Origin of the sequence: Rhizobium sp. GR12, from assembly GCF_036596185.1 — a bacterium.
Taxonomy (GTDB): Bacteria; Pseudomonadota; Alphaproteobacteria; order Rhizobiales; family Rhizobiaceae; genus Agrobacterium; species Agrobacterium nepotum.
The window spans coordinates 1-15,531 of sequence record NZ_JASXTH010000008.1 but is presented as its reverse complement, the minus strand read 5'-3'; the positions used below and the strand labels follow the sequence as shown (position 1 = coordinate 15,531).

Annotated in this window: 15 protein-coding genes; 11 read left to right on the top strand and 4 right to left on the bottom strand. The window is 56.9% G+C overall.

The window, feature by feature from the left end; all coding sequences use genetic code 11:
- Positions 1-72: 72 nt before the first annotated feature.
- From QSK43_RS15040 to QSK43_RS15020, 5 genes are all read left to right on the top strand, one after another.
- Positions 73-897 carry a bifunctional allantoicase/(S)-ureidoglycine aminohydrolase gene (locus QSK43_RS15040; protein ID WP_332304102.1) on the top strand — a complete coding sequence of 275 codons (825 nt, stop codon included), beginning with the start codon at positions 73-75 and terminating at the stop codon, positions 895-897.
- A gap of 177 nt (positions 898-1,074) precedes the next feature.
- Positions 1,075-2,580, top strand: coding sequence for a sensor domain-containing diguanylate cyclase (locus QSK43_RS15035; RefSeq protein WP_332304101.1), 1,506 nt, complete (start codon positions 1,075-1,077; stop codon positions 2,578-2,580).
- A 198-nt stretch (positions 2,581-2,778) separates the two neighbouring features.
- A complete protein-coding gene (locus QSK43_RS15030; protein ID WP_332304100.1) occupies positions 2,779-4,302 on the top strand; it encodes a sugar ABC transporter ATP-binding protein in 1,524 nt (507 codons plus the stop codon).
- Positions 4,303-4,338: 36 nt separating this feature from the next.
- Positions 4,339-5,340 carry an ABC transporter permease gene (locus QSK43_RS15025; protein ID WP_332304099.1) on the top strand — a complete coding sequence of 334 codons (1,002 nt, stop codon included), beginning with the start codon at positions 4,339-4,341 and terminating at the stop codon, positions 5,338-5,340.
- An 86-nt stretch (positions 5,341-5,426) separates the two neighbouring features.
- Positions 5,427-6,380 carry a substrate-binding domain-containing protein gene (locus QSK43_RS15020; protein ID WP_045021836.1) on the top strand — a complete coding sequence of 318 codons (954 nt, stop codon included), beginning with the start codon at positions 5,427-5,429 and terminating at the stop codon, positions 6,378-6,380.
- Between the two features lie 173 nt (positions 6,381-6,553).
- On the opposite strand, the gene QSK43_RS15015 is transcribed toward QSK43_RS15020, so the two are convergent.
- Complete coding sequence (locus QSK43_RS15015; protein WP_332304098.1) at positions 6,554-7,447, bottom strand: LysR family transcriptional regulator; 894 nt, start codon at positions 7,445-7,447, stop codon at positions 6,554-6,556.
- A gap of 537 nt (positions 7,448-7,984) precedes the next feature.
- On the opposite strand from QSK43_RS15015, the gene odc2 reads away from it, so the two are divergent.
- From odc2 to QSK43_RS14990, 5 genes are all read left to right on the top strand, one after another.
- On the top strand, positions 7,985-9,118 hold the full coding sequence (gene odc2, locus QSK43_RS15010; RefSeq protein WP_332304097.1) for an ornithine/lysine decarboxylase: 1,134 nt from the start codon (positions 7,985-7,987) through the stop codon (positions 9,116-9,118).
- Between the two features lie 193 nt (positions 9,119-9,311).
- Positions 9,312-9,881 carry a GNAT family N-acetyltransferase gene (locus QSK43_RS15005; RefSeq protein WP_045021919.1) on the top strand — a complete coding sequence of 190 codons (570 nt, stop codon included), beginning with the start codon at positions 9,312-9,314 and terminating at the stop codon, positions 9,879-9,881.
- 233 nt (positions 9,882-10,114) lie between these two features.
- On the top strand, positions 10,115-10,408 hold the full coding sequence (locus tag QSK43_RS15000) for a hypothetical protein (RefSeq protein WP_332304096.1): 294 nt from the start codon (positions 10,115-10,117) through the stop codon (positions 10,406-10,408).
- A 280-nt stretch (positions 10,409-10,688) separates the two neighbouring features.
- On the top strand, positions 10,689-10,910 hold the full coding sequence (locus QSK43_RS14995; RefSeq protein WP_174003274.1) for a hypothetical protein: 222 nt from the start codon (positions 10,689-10,691) through the stop codon (positions 10,908-10,910).
- 38 nt (positions 10,911-10,948) lie between these two features.
- Positions 10,949-11,821: a hypothetical protein gene (locus QSK43_RS14990; protein WP_332304095.1), complete on the top strand. Its 873-nt coding sequence runs from the start codon at positions 10,949-10,951 to the stop codon at positions 11,819-11,821.
- Positions 11,822-11,904: 83 nt separating this feature from the next.
- Here QSK43_RS14990 and QSK43_RS27180 read toward each other — a convergent pair whose 3' ends face one another.
- The 3 genes from QSK43_RS27180 to QSK43_RS14980 all read right to left on the bottom strand — a co-directional run bounded on the left by QSK43_RS27180 (position 11,905) and on the right by QSK43_RS14980 (position 13,889).
- Complete coding sequence (locus QSK43_RS27180; RefSeq protein ID WP_236773632.1) at positions 11,905-12,168, bottom strand: sunset domain-containing protein; 264 nt, start codon at positions 12,166-12,168, stop codon at positions 11,905-11,907.
- Between the two features lie 96 nt (positions 12,169-12,264).
- Positions 12,265-12,672, bottom strand: coding sequence for a hypothetical protein (locus QSK43_RS14985; protein ID WP_332304094.1), 408 nt, complete (start codon positions 12,670-12,672; stop codon positions 12,265-12,267).
- 206 nt (positions 12,673-12,878) lie between these two features.
- Positions 12,879-13,889: an alpha/beta hydrolase gene (locus tag QSK43_RS14980; RefSeq protein WP_332304093.1), complete on the bottom strand. Its 1,011-nt coding sequence runs from the start codon at positions 13,887-13,889 to the stop codon at positions 12,879-12,881.
- A 456-nt stretch (positions 13,890-14,345) separates the two neighbouring features.
- On the opposite strand from QSK43_RS14980, the gene QSK43_RS14975 reads away from it, so the two are divergent.
- The gene (locus tag QSK43_RS14975) at positions 14,346-15,155 is read left to right on the top strand and encodes a hypothetical protein (RefSeq protein WP_332304092.1); all 810 of its coding nucleotides are present in this window, start codon (positions 14,346-14,348) and stop codon (positions 15,153-15,155) included.
- Positions 15,156-15,531: the final 376 nt, after the last annotated feature.

The window sequence follows — 15,531 nt, the reverse complement described above, 5'->3', positions numbered from 1 at the left end:
CGCACGCCAATAATTATTTGATTAAACGCTGCCGCGGGCCTAAGAATTCGCCGAAATGCGTTGCGGAGTGGAATGGCTGAAATGAAGAAATATTATTCGGATATGGGCGGTCTGCCGGGGCAGACGGAACTGCTGTCGAGCAAGGCTGTTTTCAAGACCGCTTATGCGGTCATCCCCAAAACCGTGATGTCCGATATCGTGACGAGCGTGCTGCCGCACTGGACCGGCACGCGGGCCTGGATCATCGCCCGGCCGATGACGGGTTTTTCCGAGACGTTTGCGCAATATATCGTCGAAGTCCAGCCCGGCGGCGGCAGCGAGCGGCCGGAGCCCGATGAGAGGGCAGAGGCGGCGATCTTTGTCGTGGACGGTGAAATGACCGTGGAGTTCGAGGGCGCGCAGCATGCGTTGCGGGAGGGCTCCTTCGCCTTCCTGCCCGCCGGCTCGCGTTGGCAGCTGCGCAACTCGAGTAATGAGCCCGTCAAGTTTCATTGGGTTCGCAAGGCGTTCCAGGCGGTCGACGGTCTGGAGCCGCCGCCGGCGATCTTCACGCATGAGGATGAGCACGCTTTGTCGGCGATGCCAGACACGGACGGCAAATGGGCGACCACCCGGTTTATCGATCCCGAAGACGTGCGTTACGACATGCATCTCAACATCGTCAGTCTGGAGCCGGGCGCGACCATTCCCTTCATGGAAACCCATGTGATGGAACACGGCCTCTACGTGCTGGAAGGCAAGGCCGTCTACCGGTTGAACGAGGATTGGGTAGAAGTGCAGGCCGGCGATTTCATGTGGCTGCGCGCCTATTGCCCGCAGGCCTGTTATGCGGGCGGGCCGGGCCGGTTCCGCTACCTGCTCTACAAGGATGTGAACCGGCACGTGAAGCTCTGGTAACGGGCGGCATCGTGGCGAAACCGAGATTTATCGCCCAATCCGGTGGCTTGCGCGATAAGGGCTTGCGTTAAATCGAATATCCCTAATAAATCCGGATGTGGGCAGCCATTGCTGTCTCGCACGATTTCGGCATTCGGTATCCGCTCTCCCGCATCTATCCTTAAGAAGACCGCCCGTATGATTGAAACGATCGATACCAATATCTTCGATCTCGCCCCTGTGGCGATGTGGATTGAGGATTTCAGCGAGGTGAAGGGCCAGTTCGACATCTGGCGGGCGCAGGGCGTCGAGGATATCCGGGCGTTTCTGCTGGAAGATTTGTCGCGGGTGGCGACCTGCTCGCAGAAAATCCGCGTAGTCCAAGTCAATGCGAAGACGCTGGAACTGTTCGAGGCGCGGGATAAGGCGCATCTCGTCGACAATCTGCACCGGATTTTCCGCGACGACATGCTCGAAAGCCATGTGAACGAGCTTTCCGAACTGTGGGCCGGCAAGACGGAATTCATCAGCAATGCCGTCAATTATTCGATTGGCGGCAAGCGGCTGGATATCCAGCTGCGCGGTGCGGTCATTCCGGGCCACGAACGGACGCTGGGACGGCTGCTCCTGACCACAGAGGATGTGACGGAACGTGAGGAAGCCCGCCGCAAGGAGCTTTTCAACCGCCGTTATGCCGAAGGCATGTTCAAGCATTCGCCGGTTTCCCTGTGGGTGGAGGATTTCAGCCGCGTTCGGCGGCTGATCGAGGAGGTCAGGGAACGCGGCATCGTCGACTTCCGGGTGTTCATGGATGTGCATCCCGAATTCGTGCGGCAATGCATGAGCGAAATCCGCGTGATTGACGTCAACCGGGCGACGCTGGACCTGTTTTGCGCGCCGGACCGGCAGGTTCTGTTGCAGCGGCTTGGCGATATTTTCCGTGGCGAAATGGAAAAGCCTTTCCGCGAACAGCTGATGGAGCTTTGGAACGGCAATCTCAACCACCATCGCGAGGTGGTGAACTATGCGCTGGATGGTTCGGAGCGACATGTCTTGCTGCATTTTTCCGTTTTCCCCGGCCATGAACATGATTGGTCGCTGGTGCAGGTGGCGCTGACGGACATTACGACGCGCAAGAAGGCGGAAGCCTATCTCGAATATCTCGGCAAGCATGATGTGCTGACCAAGCTGCACAATCGCGCCTTCTATTCGGACGAGATGAACAGGCTGGAGCGCAGCGCGCTCCGACCCGTTTCGGCCATCGTCATTGATCTCAACGGCCTGAAGGATGCCAACGACAAGCTCGGACACGATGCCGGCGATGCGTTGTTGCGACGCCTGGGCGAAGTCCTGAACGGCGTCGTCACCGCGCCGAACCATGCCGCGCGCATCGGCGGCGATGAATTTGCGATCCTTCTGCCCGGCGCTGACAAACAGATCGCCGCGGCGATGGTCGAAACCGTTTACGAACTGCTGAAGATAAACAACCAGTTCTACTCCAGTGCGCCGCTCAGTCTTTCATTGGGTGTGGCGACCAGCGAGACCGGCGAGACGATGGAATCGCTGGTGCGCCGTGCCGATATGCATATGTACGAACAGAAAAATGCCTATTATGCCGCACAGCGCAACAGGTCTGCCGATAATAGCGACGTGACGAAGACCTCTCCGCCACCAGAAATCACGTCCGTGAAACGCCTCTTCTGAGCGCAGGCGGCGCGGCGTTCGCGTTGTCATCCTGGTCAAATTTGAGTGTATTCCAAAAGGCTAGCGAAATTTGCTTTACGTACCTCAAAACGGACGTTAGCTTCTTCTCAAGAGCTTTGGGAGGAGTTCGCATATGGTCATTTCAAGTAAAACCGAGACGCAGGCGCCTTTTATTCGTGCCGGATACCGGTGACGGCAATGGCTTATGCTGACGAATCTCCAGATCAGGTTCTCATAGAGACTGTCGGGCTATCGAAATCCTTCGGTCCGGTACAGGTTCTGAAGGATATAGAGATTGCCGTGCGCGCCGGCGAGGTTCACGCCATCATCGGCGAGAATGGTGCGGGCAAGTCGACACTGATGAAGCTGCTTGCCGGCAATGAGAAGCCGTCGGGTGGTGAAATCCGGATCGACGGCGAGGCCGTTACGCTGAGCGGCCCGGTTGACGCCGAACATCGCGGCATCGTTCTCGTGCATCAGGAAATATTGCTGGCTCCCGATCTAACGGTGGCTCAGAATATCTATCTGGGTCGCGAATTGCGTAGAGGTCCGATGATGGACGACCGCGCCATGCGCATCGGCGCCCGCAAGGCGATAGCCGATCTCGGCAGCACGGTCGATCCGGACGCCATCGTCGGCAGCCTTTCGATTGCCCAGCGGCAACTGGTGCAGATTGCCCGCGTTCTGCTCGTGCCGCATCGCGTCGTCATTTTCGACGAGCCGACTGCGAGCCTTACGCCGATCGAGACCGATGCGCTGCTGAACGTCATTCGCGACATCAAGGCAAAGGGCGTGGCCGTGCTTTATATTTCGCACCGGCTACCGGAGGTGAAGGAGATCGCCGACCGGGTGACGGTCCTGCGCGATGGCAGGCTGGTCGCTTCGCACCCGGCATCGGCGCTTGAGCCGGCCGATATGGCGCGGCTGATGGTGGGGCGCGATGTGGCCAAGCTCTATCCGGACCGAAATGCCGGCGGCGAGCATGAGCCTGTCCTGCAGGTGGAGCATTTCACCGTTCCCGGTTATGCGCAGGATGCCGGTTTCAGCCTGCGCAGGGGAGAAATCCTCGGTTTCGCAGGTCTCGTCGGTGCGGGCAGAACGGAACTTATGGAGGGCGTACTTGGCCTGCGTCCAGGGCGGGGGACGATCCATCATCTCGGCAAGCCGGTACATTTCGCAAAGGCTGAAGACAGCCTGAAGGCCGGCATCGTTTATCTGAGCGAGGACCGCAAGGGCAAGGGATTGCTGCTGACGAAGGATTTGCGGGTCAATCTCACGCTTGCCTCGCTCGGCAAATTCAGCCGGTTATTCCAGATCGATACCCGCCGGGAGACGCAAGCGCTCGACGATGCTGTGCGTGATTTCGATATCCGCACGGGCAGCAAGGATTTGCTCGCCGGCCAGCTTTCCGGTGGCAACCAGCAGAAGCTGCTGCTCGCCAAGATGATGCTGCTCGATCCGTCCATCGTCATCATCGACGAGCCGACGCGTGGCATCGATATCGGCACGAAGGAGCAGATCTACCGCTTTATCGCGAAGCTTGCGGACGAGGGGAGGTCGATCATCGTCGTCTCTTCGGAAATGCCGGAACTGATCGGCATTTGCGACCGCGTGCTTGTGATGCGCTCCGGCAGGATCGTCGGCGAGGTAACGGGGGAACGCATGACCGAAAACGATATCGTGGCGCTTGCGACGGGCGTTCACACGCAAGAGGTTGCCTGAGGGCAATGCCTGACGGGAAGAAGACTGAGGGGAAAAATGACTGAGGCCGCACTTGATAACGGCAAAACGCCGAAGACCTCGAAGGACTGGGACCTACGCGCTGTCGCGCCGTTCGTGGCGCTGGCTCTGCTTCTGGTTCTCGGCGCTATCGCCAATCCGAATTTCATCGGCATCGACAATCTGCTGAATGTCGTGACCCGCAGCGCTTTCATTGCCATCATAGCGCTTGGCGCCACCTATGTCATCACATCCGGTGGGCTTGATCTGTCCGTCGGCGCGATGGTGGCTTTCGTCGCCAGCCTGATGATCCTGTTCATGAACAGCGGCGTCATCGCGCATCCGCTGGCGATGCTGCTCGCCGCCATGGCACTCGCGGTCGCCATCGGCGCGGCCTGCGGGCTGGCCAATGGTCTCATCACCACCATCGGCCGCATCGAACCCTTCATTGCCACGCTCGGTACCATGGGCATTTATCGCGGGCTGACCACCTGGTTGTCGCAGGGCGGGGCGATCACGCTACGCAACCCGGAAATCCAGGCGCTTTATCGCCCGGTCTATTTCGGCAACGTCTTCGGTGTGCCTGTCCCGGTGATCGTCATCTTCGTCACTGCCGCTATCGCCGCCTTCGTGCTTTATCGCACCCGTTACGGCAGGCATCTGACTGCGGTCGGTTCCAGCGAGGATGTCGCGCGTTATTCCGGTATATCGGTCGTCCGGGTACGCACGATTGCCTATGTGGTTCAGGGGCTTTGTGTTGCCGTTGCGGTTTTGCTTTACGTGCCGCGCCTCGCCTCCACCTCTGCCACGACAGGCATATTGTGGGAGCTGCAGGCCATCACCGCCGTCGTCGTCGGCGGCACGGCGCTGCGGGGCGGCGTCGGGCGCATCTGGGGTACGATTTGCGGCGCCTTCATTCTGGAGATCGTCGGCAACATCATGATCCTGTCGAACTTCGTCAGCGAATATCTGATCGGCGCCATTCAGGGCGCGATCATCATCATCGCCATGCTGGTGCAGCGCTCTTTGAGCCGCAGGTAGCAGGGAGGATGGGAAGTTTGGTCGCGTTATGGGGCAGACGCGGTCGTTAAGCGGAGGAACGCCCCGGTCTTGGGAGGAAAGAGACTATGCGTAGAAAATTCATCGGCGTGGCATTTGCCGCGCTGGCTGTCGTCCTTTCAGGTTCTGCCCATGCGCAGGACAAGAAGGTCACGATCGGCGTATCCATCCCGGCAGCCGACCACGGCTGGACGGCGGGCGTCGTTTACCATGCCGAGCGGGTGGCAAAGCTTCTGATGAAGGAGCATCCGGGTCTGAACATTATCGTCAAGACCTCGCCGGATGCCGCCAATCAGGCGAACGCGCTTCAGGATCTTGCCGTGCAGGGGCTGGACGCACTGGTCGTGCTGCCGTCGGATCCCGATCCGCTCGTCAACGCCATCAAGGAAATCAAGGACAAGGGCACCTTCGTCGCGCTCGTCGACCGCGCGCCGAGCGTCAACGACAATTCGATCCGCGATCTTTACGTCGCGGGTAACAATCCGGCACTCGGGCAAGTGGCGGGCGAATACATCAAGAAGACCACGCCTGACGCGGAAGTGGTGGTCATTCGCGGCCTGCCGATCCCGATTGACCAGCAGCGCCAGGATGGGTTCGACAAGGGTATCGCCGGCTCGAACGTCAAGGTTCTCGACCGCCAATACGGCAACTGGAACCGCGACGACGCTTTCCGCGTGATGCAGGACTATCTGACGAAGTACAAGAAGATCGACGTGGTCTGGTGTCAGGACGACGACATGGCGATCGGCGTGCTGGAGGCAATCCAGCAGGCGAAACGCACCGATGTCCAGTACATCGTTGCGGGTGCGGGCTCCAAGGACATGATCAAGAAGGTCATGGACGGCGACAAGCTGGTGCCTGTCGACGTGCTCTACCCGCCGGCGATGGTGGCGACCGCCATGCAGCTGACGGCCGGGCATTTCTATGACCAGGTGCCGGTTGCCGGTGAGTATATTCTCGACGCGACCTTGATCACCAAGGACAATGCCGAGCAGTTCTACTTCCCGGACTCGCCATTCTGATACGTGGGGTCCGGCTATGCGACGGCCGCTGGAAGGCGGGCGTTGAGGTGGCCGGAAACCTTACTCCAAACTCTACGTCATCCTCGGGCTCGTCCCGAGGATCTAATCACCTGTCCAATATTCAACGGTGGCAGATGCTCAGGACAGGCCCGAGCATGACGATGGGGAGATTCTCACCCGTTCTTCCTGAACCAGGCTGACAGATAGTCCACGAAGCTGCGCACCTTGGCGGGCAGGTAACGGCGGTGCGGATAGACCGCGTAGATGCCGCGGTCCTTGGAAATATAGTCGTCGAACAGCGTCACCAGTTCGCCGGACTGGATGTAGGGCCTTGCGATGAAATCCGGCACCATGGCGATGCCGAGCCCGGCACGGGCAGCGCGCAGCGTCGCCTGCGGGCTGTTCACCTCGATCGGCCCGCTGATGGTGACCGAGTTTGAGCCGCCGCCCGGTTCGAAATAACGCACGGTATTGTGGAAGCGGGTGTTGGTGTCGATGATGAAGGGCACACGGGAAAAATCCTGCGGGCCATCGAGCGGACCGTGCCTGGCCACGAAATCTGCCGTCGCCACCGCATAGACCCGGAAATCGGAAAGCTTGCGGGCGATCAGACCCGAATCCTCCAGCCGGGTGATTCGAACCGCAAGATCGAAGCCTTCTTCGATCAGATCCACAAATCGGTCATCGGCGACGATTTCCAGCGTTAGTTCCGGGTTTTCCTTGGCGAAATCGATGAGGCTCTGGCCGACATCGGCGTCGATGAAGGTGCGGGGAACCGAAATCCTGAGCTTGCCCTTCAGATCGGCATTCTTCTCGCGCACGAGATCGGCGAGGTTGTCGATCTCCTTCAAAATATCGGAGGCGGTGCGGTAATAGGTGTGGCCGGCCTCGGTCAGTGAGAATTGCCGGGTGGTACGATTGAGAAGCAGCGCGCCGAGATCGTCTTCCAGTTCCCGGACGTATTTGGACAAAAGCGCCTTGGAACGCCCCGTCTTGCGGGCGGCGGCGGAAAAACCCTCCGCTTCGACGACATCGATAAAGGCGCGGATGCGGGTGAGCGTGTCCATAAAAATCCTCCGGTTCGTTCCATATAATTGAACGGTGAGGGGTCACTGTTCAACCCGTAAAATGGTTGCTGAAAAAATCCGCTCTCTGGTGAAAAAATCCTCTTGATTATGACGGCGAATATTCTTATCTCCCGTGCTGCCCAAAGTCGCACGTGCCCATGTGTGTCCGCCGAGTCCTCGATGTGGTGAGGAGTTCGGTAAGGTACCTGGAACTAACCCCTCCAGTCGCTATTCCGGCCAACCGGGAAATGCGAGGACATATGAAGCAACGACGGTGCGGGCCTTTCTGGTTCTCTGCCGGCTTTCCATCAGCCGGGGTACTGAAGAGGCACACCATCATTGCCTGAAGTGCGGTCGGGTCATTCCCTCCAATCGATGGCAGACAAAGCCGAATGATGCTCTGGCAGGGCGTCATTCACATTCGCGCCTTGAGCGTATGCTATCGATTCTGCGCCTCCACCGGCTGATTCGAAAGCATACCTCGAGCGTCCTTTGTCCTCCGGATTTTCCGGAGCCGGTTTTATAGGGAATATATCGATGACGACTGCACGCATTCTCGACTTCATCAAAACCCGACGCCCCGAAGGTCCTTGCCTTGTGGTCGATCTCGACGTCGTGCGCGACAATTTCAACGCGTTCCGGCATTCCCTGCCGAACAGCGCGATCTATTATGCCGTCAAGGCAAACCCGGCTCCCGAAATCCTGAAGCTGCTCGCTTCGCTCGGCTCCAACTTCGATTGCGCCTCCGTGGCTGAAATCCAGATGGCGCTTGATGCGGGTGCAACGTCCGACCGGATCTCCTTCGGCAACACCATCAAGAAGGAACGTGATGTCGCCCGCGCTCACGCGCTCGGCATCGATCTCTTCGCCGTCGACAGCCACGAGGAAGTCGAGAAGGTTGCCCGTGCCGCTCCTGGCGCGCGCGTCTTCTGCCGCGTGCTGACGGATGGTGAAGGTGCCGAATGGCCGTTGTCGCGCAAGTTCGGCTGCGTGCCGCAGATGGCTGTCGACGTTCTGGTCTACGCGCATCAGCTCGGTCTCGAATCCTACGGCGTTTCCTTCCATGTCGGTTCGCAGATGATGAATCTCGACGCATGGGATGCGGCGCTGGGCGACGCCAAGCGCGTTTTCGCTTCGCTTGCCAAGCAGGGCATCCACCTGCAGATGGTCAATATGGGCGGTGGTTTCCCGACCAAGTACCTACGCGACGTTCCTGCTGCCGAAGAATACGGCCACGCGATTGACACGGCGCTGCGCAAGCACTTCGGCAATCAGATCCCGAAGACGATCATCGAACCGGGCCGCGGCATGGTAGGCAATGCAGGCGTCATCAAGGCGGAAGTCGTCCTCGTGTCGAAGAAGTCCGACAATGACAACCACCGCTGGGTGTTCCTCGATATCGGCAAGTTCGGCGGTCTCGCCGAAACGATGGATGAGGCTATCCGTTACCCGATCCGCACCGAGCGCGATCAGGACGAGATGGAGCCCTGTGTTCTGGCCGGTCCGACCTGCGATAGCGCCGACGTGCTGTATGAAAAGAACATGTATCCGCTGCCGGTCTCTCTGACCATCGGCGATGAGGTTCTGATCGAAGGCGCAGGCGCCTATACGACGACCTATTCGGCGGTTGCCTTCAACGGTTTCGAGCCGCTGAAAGCCTACGTCATCTAAACCGAACGCCGTCCGCTGAATAGGGCGGCGTCTCGAACAAGCTTCCGTTCCGGCTTTGCCGATTGTGCTGTCGCGCAAATCCCTGCTTGCTGCTCCTCTTCCAGCCGAGGAAAGCGTGTCGGCGGGCCGGAACGGCTCCACCATTTTTGATCAAGGGCCGCGTGTGGGCGGTTGTGTGATGGAGGGCCGAGAGATGGCCGCTCTTCTGAATTCGGTACGTGCATTTTTCACACCGCAGACATTTCATATCGATCAGGAAAATCCGGGCGATGTCGTCGCCCGTGAAAACCTGCTCGACCGCGCCATGGGCGCTGGCCGCCGCCGCAAGTCTTCCGAAAAGCTGCGCGCCGGCCGCGTTCCGGCCGAAGGTCTGGCGCTCGTCGCCCGCGATGAGGACGGCCATGTCATCGGCACGGTGCGCCTCTGGAATGTCGAAGCCGGCATTTCGCGCGAAGGCCGCGCCGTCGAAGCGCTGCTGCTTGGCCCGCTGGCCGTCGATGCCGCCCATGAGGGCAAGGGCATCGGCTCGGCGCTGATGCGTGCGGCGATCTCCGAAGCCACCAAGCGCGGCCACGGCGGCATTCTCCTGGTTGGCGACGCGTCCTATTACGAGCGTTTCGGCTTTTTCGCCGACAAGGCCCAGCACCTGATCATGCCCGGCCCGTTCGAGCGCAGCCGTTTTCTGGCGCTGGAACTGAAATCCGGCTGGCTGGAAGGTGCGGCCGGCATGCTGGTCGCAAGCGGCCGCCGGCTCTTTGCCTGATAGCCCGTCAGCTTAGATCTGACCAAGTCTTACCAATCCTCGCCTTGTGGGCGAGGATTCCCATCATCGAACGAGGATGATCCGTCTAAAGATGGCGGCGTCGAGTTGGCCATTAAGCTGCTTTCGGTTCGGTTTGCGGATGCAGAAGACGACGGAATGTTTTTGGACATGTACAGCAGCGAAGCCATCGGCGTTCCAAGCGTCGCACTGCATCTCACATGGAAGCCATTGCCATGACAATGAAATTGATAGTAGGGCGAGAGTATTTGGCCGATCCCATATTTTGCCCTGACTCGCAGTATATGGGGCATGTCGATGTCAATGACTTGCCGATATCACATGACTTAAAAGAAAAGATTCAGGAGTGGAATGACGAATATCAGGCGACGTTTGATACCGATTATCCCCCAGATTCCGCATTCAAATCACCCCAACTTGAAACGGCTCATATTGAAAAAGGAAGCGAATTGGTTAAGCGACTGCAAATGGAACTGGGTGACCGCTACATCGTGGAGTACAAACCCTGAAGAAACTGCCGCAAAAAATAAGTGTTTTCTTTTTTGAAGCTGCGCCTCGAAAACTACATTGATCAACCTATAGAAATTGCAGTGTAGTCTGGCGATTACTCACGCAGGAACAAAGTAAATCCGAGGGATGGCTATGAATGTTTCGCTCCGTCTACCGTTTCACGCCGCGATATGTCTGTTGTCTCTGACCGGCTGCACTACGTCTGAGCAACCAGTTGGCATACAAGCATCACCATCTGCGTCACGCGTCGAACCTCTTGTCGGCGAGCGGGCGACGATAGTGAAACAGCTTCTACTGGCTGACCCGAGAGACCGCCTTCAACTTCTCGCCAACGAGCCGAAGCGCGCCGGCTACACTACCTTTCCCTGTTATCAGGTGGAACTTCCGGTTGGCCTGTTTGCTTCAGACCCAAATGCGGCATATCGGCTTCACATCAACGGCAAGTCGGTCACATTGTCCGTGCAGTATGGCTCGACCGCACTTGCCTGCCGAAAAATGTAGTCGGCCCGTGATTCTTAGAGTGAAGCAGCCGATGCACGATGCCGAAACAGTACCAAAGCTGCTACGCTCTCTTCACGTCACCATTTGGAGTTTCCCATGATTGGGAGACGGCCTCTAAGGTTGCGCTCAAACATCCGGATGATTCGAAATTCAACGTATATATGCGACGTTGTCACATCCACGACAGGACGAGCCTCGTATGGTTCTCAAAGGCCGAAGCCTACGAAGCCGAGTCTAGGTTTTTGGCGATCAACAGTGGAACTATCGATTTTACGCCGGCACGTGCCTTCATCTTCTCAATGCGGTGTTCCACCGTTCGCGCAAACACCCCGGGCCTCATCGTTCCGACGGTTAGCCCCGAAATTCAATATTTTACTCTCCTCATCAATCTGTTCACGCTCTATATTCTTATTCCTCTGGGGTTATTTGCGGGTGTTGAAAGTCCTTTGGAAGGCGGTGCGCGATCACTGCCGTCGGGCCAGACGCCACGCTATATTCACTACGGCTTGCTAGGATCATCAATGGCAATTGCCGCTGGGTTTGTAAGTATTCTCGTCAGCCAAGATGAAGAAGAAAAAATCGTGATCGGCGAACCACTTCCCAGCCACATGGCAGCAATGATGCAAACGATACCCTCCGGCAAAGAAGGGCGGGTTGGGAACATTATTGTTCGTCCAAGCGCGACGGTTCGAAACAAGCGTGGCCAACATTGTCGATCGTTTACCGCTGTTGCTGAAACAATTTCGGTTGCGGTGGCATGCCGGCAAAATGGCCAATGGATCACCACATTTGCTGCGATCAATAACTCCGAGCGAATTTTGGAGGAGAGCCGCATGGCACACTTTAAGGCAATTGGAGCAAGTAGCCCGTTCTCGGAAGAAGGCGAACGTTTAACCTTGGGCTTTCAGTGAACTCATTATCCGTATGCCATGGAAGGAACGCCACCACTCTGGAGGGACGACGCCGCGTACGGTAGAGTGGCTAATGCCGCGCATCATCTGGACGCTTTTCGCCAACCAGCCTCACGGGCCTCCGCCTCAGAGCAGAACCACCGCTCGCCATATTCCGTGCGGACGGTTGTAACGTCGTAGTCCTCTTGTCCGGGAACGTGGAAAATCCGCTGACCGGTGTTGATGGAGATGTTACCTTTGACATTACATAGGGGGTCGTACCAACCGCGTGGCACGAGTGAATGTCCGCCCGCCGCGAGGAAGACCGCTGCCGAAGACGCTATAACAAAAAGCGGAAACTTGCTCATAGTACAAGAGTAACTCGTAGAGATTTACTTCATGTTCTCAACGTCGTTAAATTTCGACAGAACCAGCCTCTGAGCTGTTCGAGATGCATGCGCATTCTAGTGGATACGCGGAAATACCGGATTTTCAAGAAAGTGACGTCGGAAGGCTCTTGCCACAACAACACCCAGCCCAAATCCCGATATCAATCTTGCCAGCAAAAGATCAGGCAATGAATAGGACGCCAGCCAATAAAAGCCTCCAAATGCCAAGAACGATGACGCGAGTAGGCTAAGCTGCTGGTTCGTTGCCGGACGACGGCAGGCCACAAAGAAAAAGCCAGCGACACATCCAAGCAAACATGGCGCAAATTGACCGAGGGTCACCGTTGGTTTTGTCGTAAAGTTATCCAGTAGGCAAAAGGTGGATGCCAATAGTCCGGTGCCGACTAGCTGTAACACGATGGCTGCAACGAGGCGTGTTCCGTAGGAACATTTGGGTTTCGAATAGCGAAAATACGTGACCAAGACGTCCTCCCTTGAAGGGCATCGCCATCGATAGGCGACGACCGCCTTGAATTCGTACAACCTCAACTGAAGTTGAGGTCAAGAGATGGATCAGAAATATCCGAGTGTTGAACTATTCGAAATCCATGGCTTCGAAAGCCTTGGGGAGTACGAACGCTTTGTTCGTTGGCTAAGCGATCTAGTTGTTGCTGGAGCTTGCGATGAGATTATCCATGATCTCTTAAATACCGGACTGTAGCGCCGATTAAGCTATTCAAGGTTTCTACGCTGGAGGCCGTGTTGAACACATGGTCCATGGCAGCCTCCCAGACAATGTTCTCTCCAGCATGAGCTGCGGCGAACTTTTTCGCGGTTCCGCGAGGTATTGCGTCATCAAGGGTGCCCTCTGCAATAAAAGCGGGGCCTACGTACCGTGATAGTTCAGCCACAGGAGCAAAACTTGCAACCTCCAAGAAGAATTGTGGTCCCAGGGTGATGGACGCTCCCCAAGGCAACGTCAATTTCGTTGCCCCCTTGCTGTCCAGGCCTCGCAGATACGCATCTTGGCCGATCAAGCCGGGGAAAGAAATATGGGGTTCTCCCACAGCGGCCCACAGTGCCACCCCTGATGGGCGATTGGTTCGGCCCGCAGCCGCCGCCGCGACCAGTCCGCCTTGGCTCCAACCAAGCAAGACAATCTTGCCATTTCCCAGACTCGGTTGAGCGGCGATGAAATCCATGGCGGCCAAGCAGTCTTCAATCTGTGTTGAGTAGCTCGTCTCTTCGGTGGAACCATCACTGTCACCCGAGCCGCGAAAATCAATTCGCAGGGAAGAGTGGCCCAGATCACCCAGCGCGGCGGCAACGTACTCAAAAATCCCAATCCCGAGTGATGGAATCACAAGTTCATTCCGCGTGCCTGCAAAGCCATGGAGCAGCAAAAACGTCGAGTTTTCAGGGGTTTTAGCCTGACGTATGGTTCCCATAATCGTCTGCCCGCCAGATTTGAATGAAACAGTTTTCTCTGAGGTCATCACGTTTATCTCTCGGTATTCTTGCACGGAATCGACGAGAACATACCGCAACTCGGCGAGTAGGGTGAAGCGCCAGTGCTTGCCACTGCCACTGTTGAACTCTCTTACCACTGCCTCTTTTGCGGTTTGGTCAAACTCCATGCTTCCGCTAAGCGGCCGCACTCCTTTGAGATGGCCTTCATTATCGTAGACCTCAAATGCCAAAAGCCGGGAGCCTCGCCAAGTAGGCCGAGGGCTTTGATACGGATAACGCTCGATTTGGAAATAACCGCCATTCTTACGGCTATCGCGTTGGCCAGCTGTTCGCAATGGTTCTGCTTGCCTCGCCAAAAGTTCGCACAGGGCCAGATCGAGCTTTTGACGGGCGCACACCAATCACAGTGACACCTGGTGGCCGTAGGACAGGACTGCGTCGCCGGATATCCGACACATTCGCCTACCCAATCTTGTCGATTTAGGAATTATCACCAAAGCCTGCATTCTGCACAACGGCGAGGCCTGCTTCGTCGCGTGGGCCCAACGTGCTCAACTAACGTGATGGCCGCAGAAGGGGTCGCCGTAGTCGACCTTTCGATGACCCGTGCTGGCGCATTTCCGGAAGCGGCTGATCTTCCGCTTTTGGCCCATTGCGGACGTGACCGATTTTGATAGGATTTCACAATGGGCAGCTTCGACCTCACAGCTTTGTCAGTCGCTAGAGACCGATTGATTTCGGTGGCGTTCAGTCACTTCAGTACTGATCCAGACGTGCTTGGTATGTTTATTTCTGGCTCACTAGCGGCCAAAAGTTCAGACGCGTACTCCGATATCGATCTTCGAGTTGTCGTGAGAACCGAGCGCCATAGTTGGTTTGCGGAGCATCGACGGAACTTTCCGCAGCAATGGCCCGGCTTTTTGTTCAACGAATGGATGCCTGGGACGAGTCACTGTGTTTCGCATTTCCGCCCCTTCAACAAGATAGATATATTCTATCTCGATGCTGCGAAGCTCACCCCGTCACCATGGTACCGGCTTCCCACGATCATTCTTCACGATCCCGAAAGGATCGTCGCCGACCTCACCAATCGTTCCAGAGATATGACGTTCACCTTCACGGCAGACGATATCGACGTTTCCATCAGTAAGGGGCTGGCAGCCGCGCATGAGACATATAGACGCGCAAAGCGCGGAGAACTCTTCTATTCTCAAACGCTTATGGACGAACTGCGCCAACACGTAATGCAATCTGATGATTGGCTGCATGGCCGGACCCCGGAGACGGCAGTTCTCGCCAAGTTTGACCGACGATCCAGTCCCGAAGTGAGCCAAGCCCTCACAGATTCCTACTGTGAACTTGATGCGGACATGATCTTAAAAGCACTCAGCCATCTATTGGTCGTTTATCGTGCACAAATCGTGCGTCTACATGAGCTATTTAGATTGGATCGCTCCATCGAGAATGATCTGGTTGCGTCGGATATTTGCGGATGACTGCTTCTGGCGCAGGGATAACCACCGACTCTCGCCGGTGGTCCGGAGTCTACAATTCGATCTGCTCTGCAATCCGTAACGCGTCATCCACCTCGACACCAAGGTATCGCACGCTGCTTTCGAGCTTGGTGTGCCTGAGCAAGATTTGCACTGCACGGAGATTGCCTGTCTTCTTGTAAATCTGCGCCGCTTTGGTTCTTCTCATTAAGTTGGGACCGGACCGGTCCTTGGTTGAAATGCTGCACTTTACAAACCAAATTCTGAAAGAGAACAATGCCTTGGTGACTCAGGTAATGGAGAGAGCTGGCTCGGGAAATCTGGACAGCGGGGATAAGTGGAATTTCTGCCTGACTTCGGCTTAAATGCCGGGAACAGG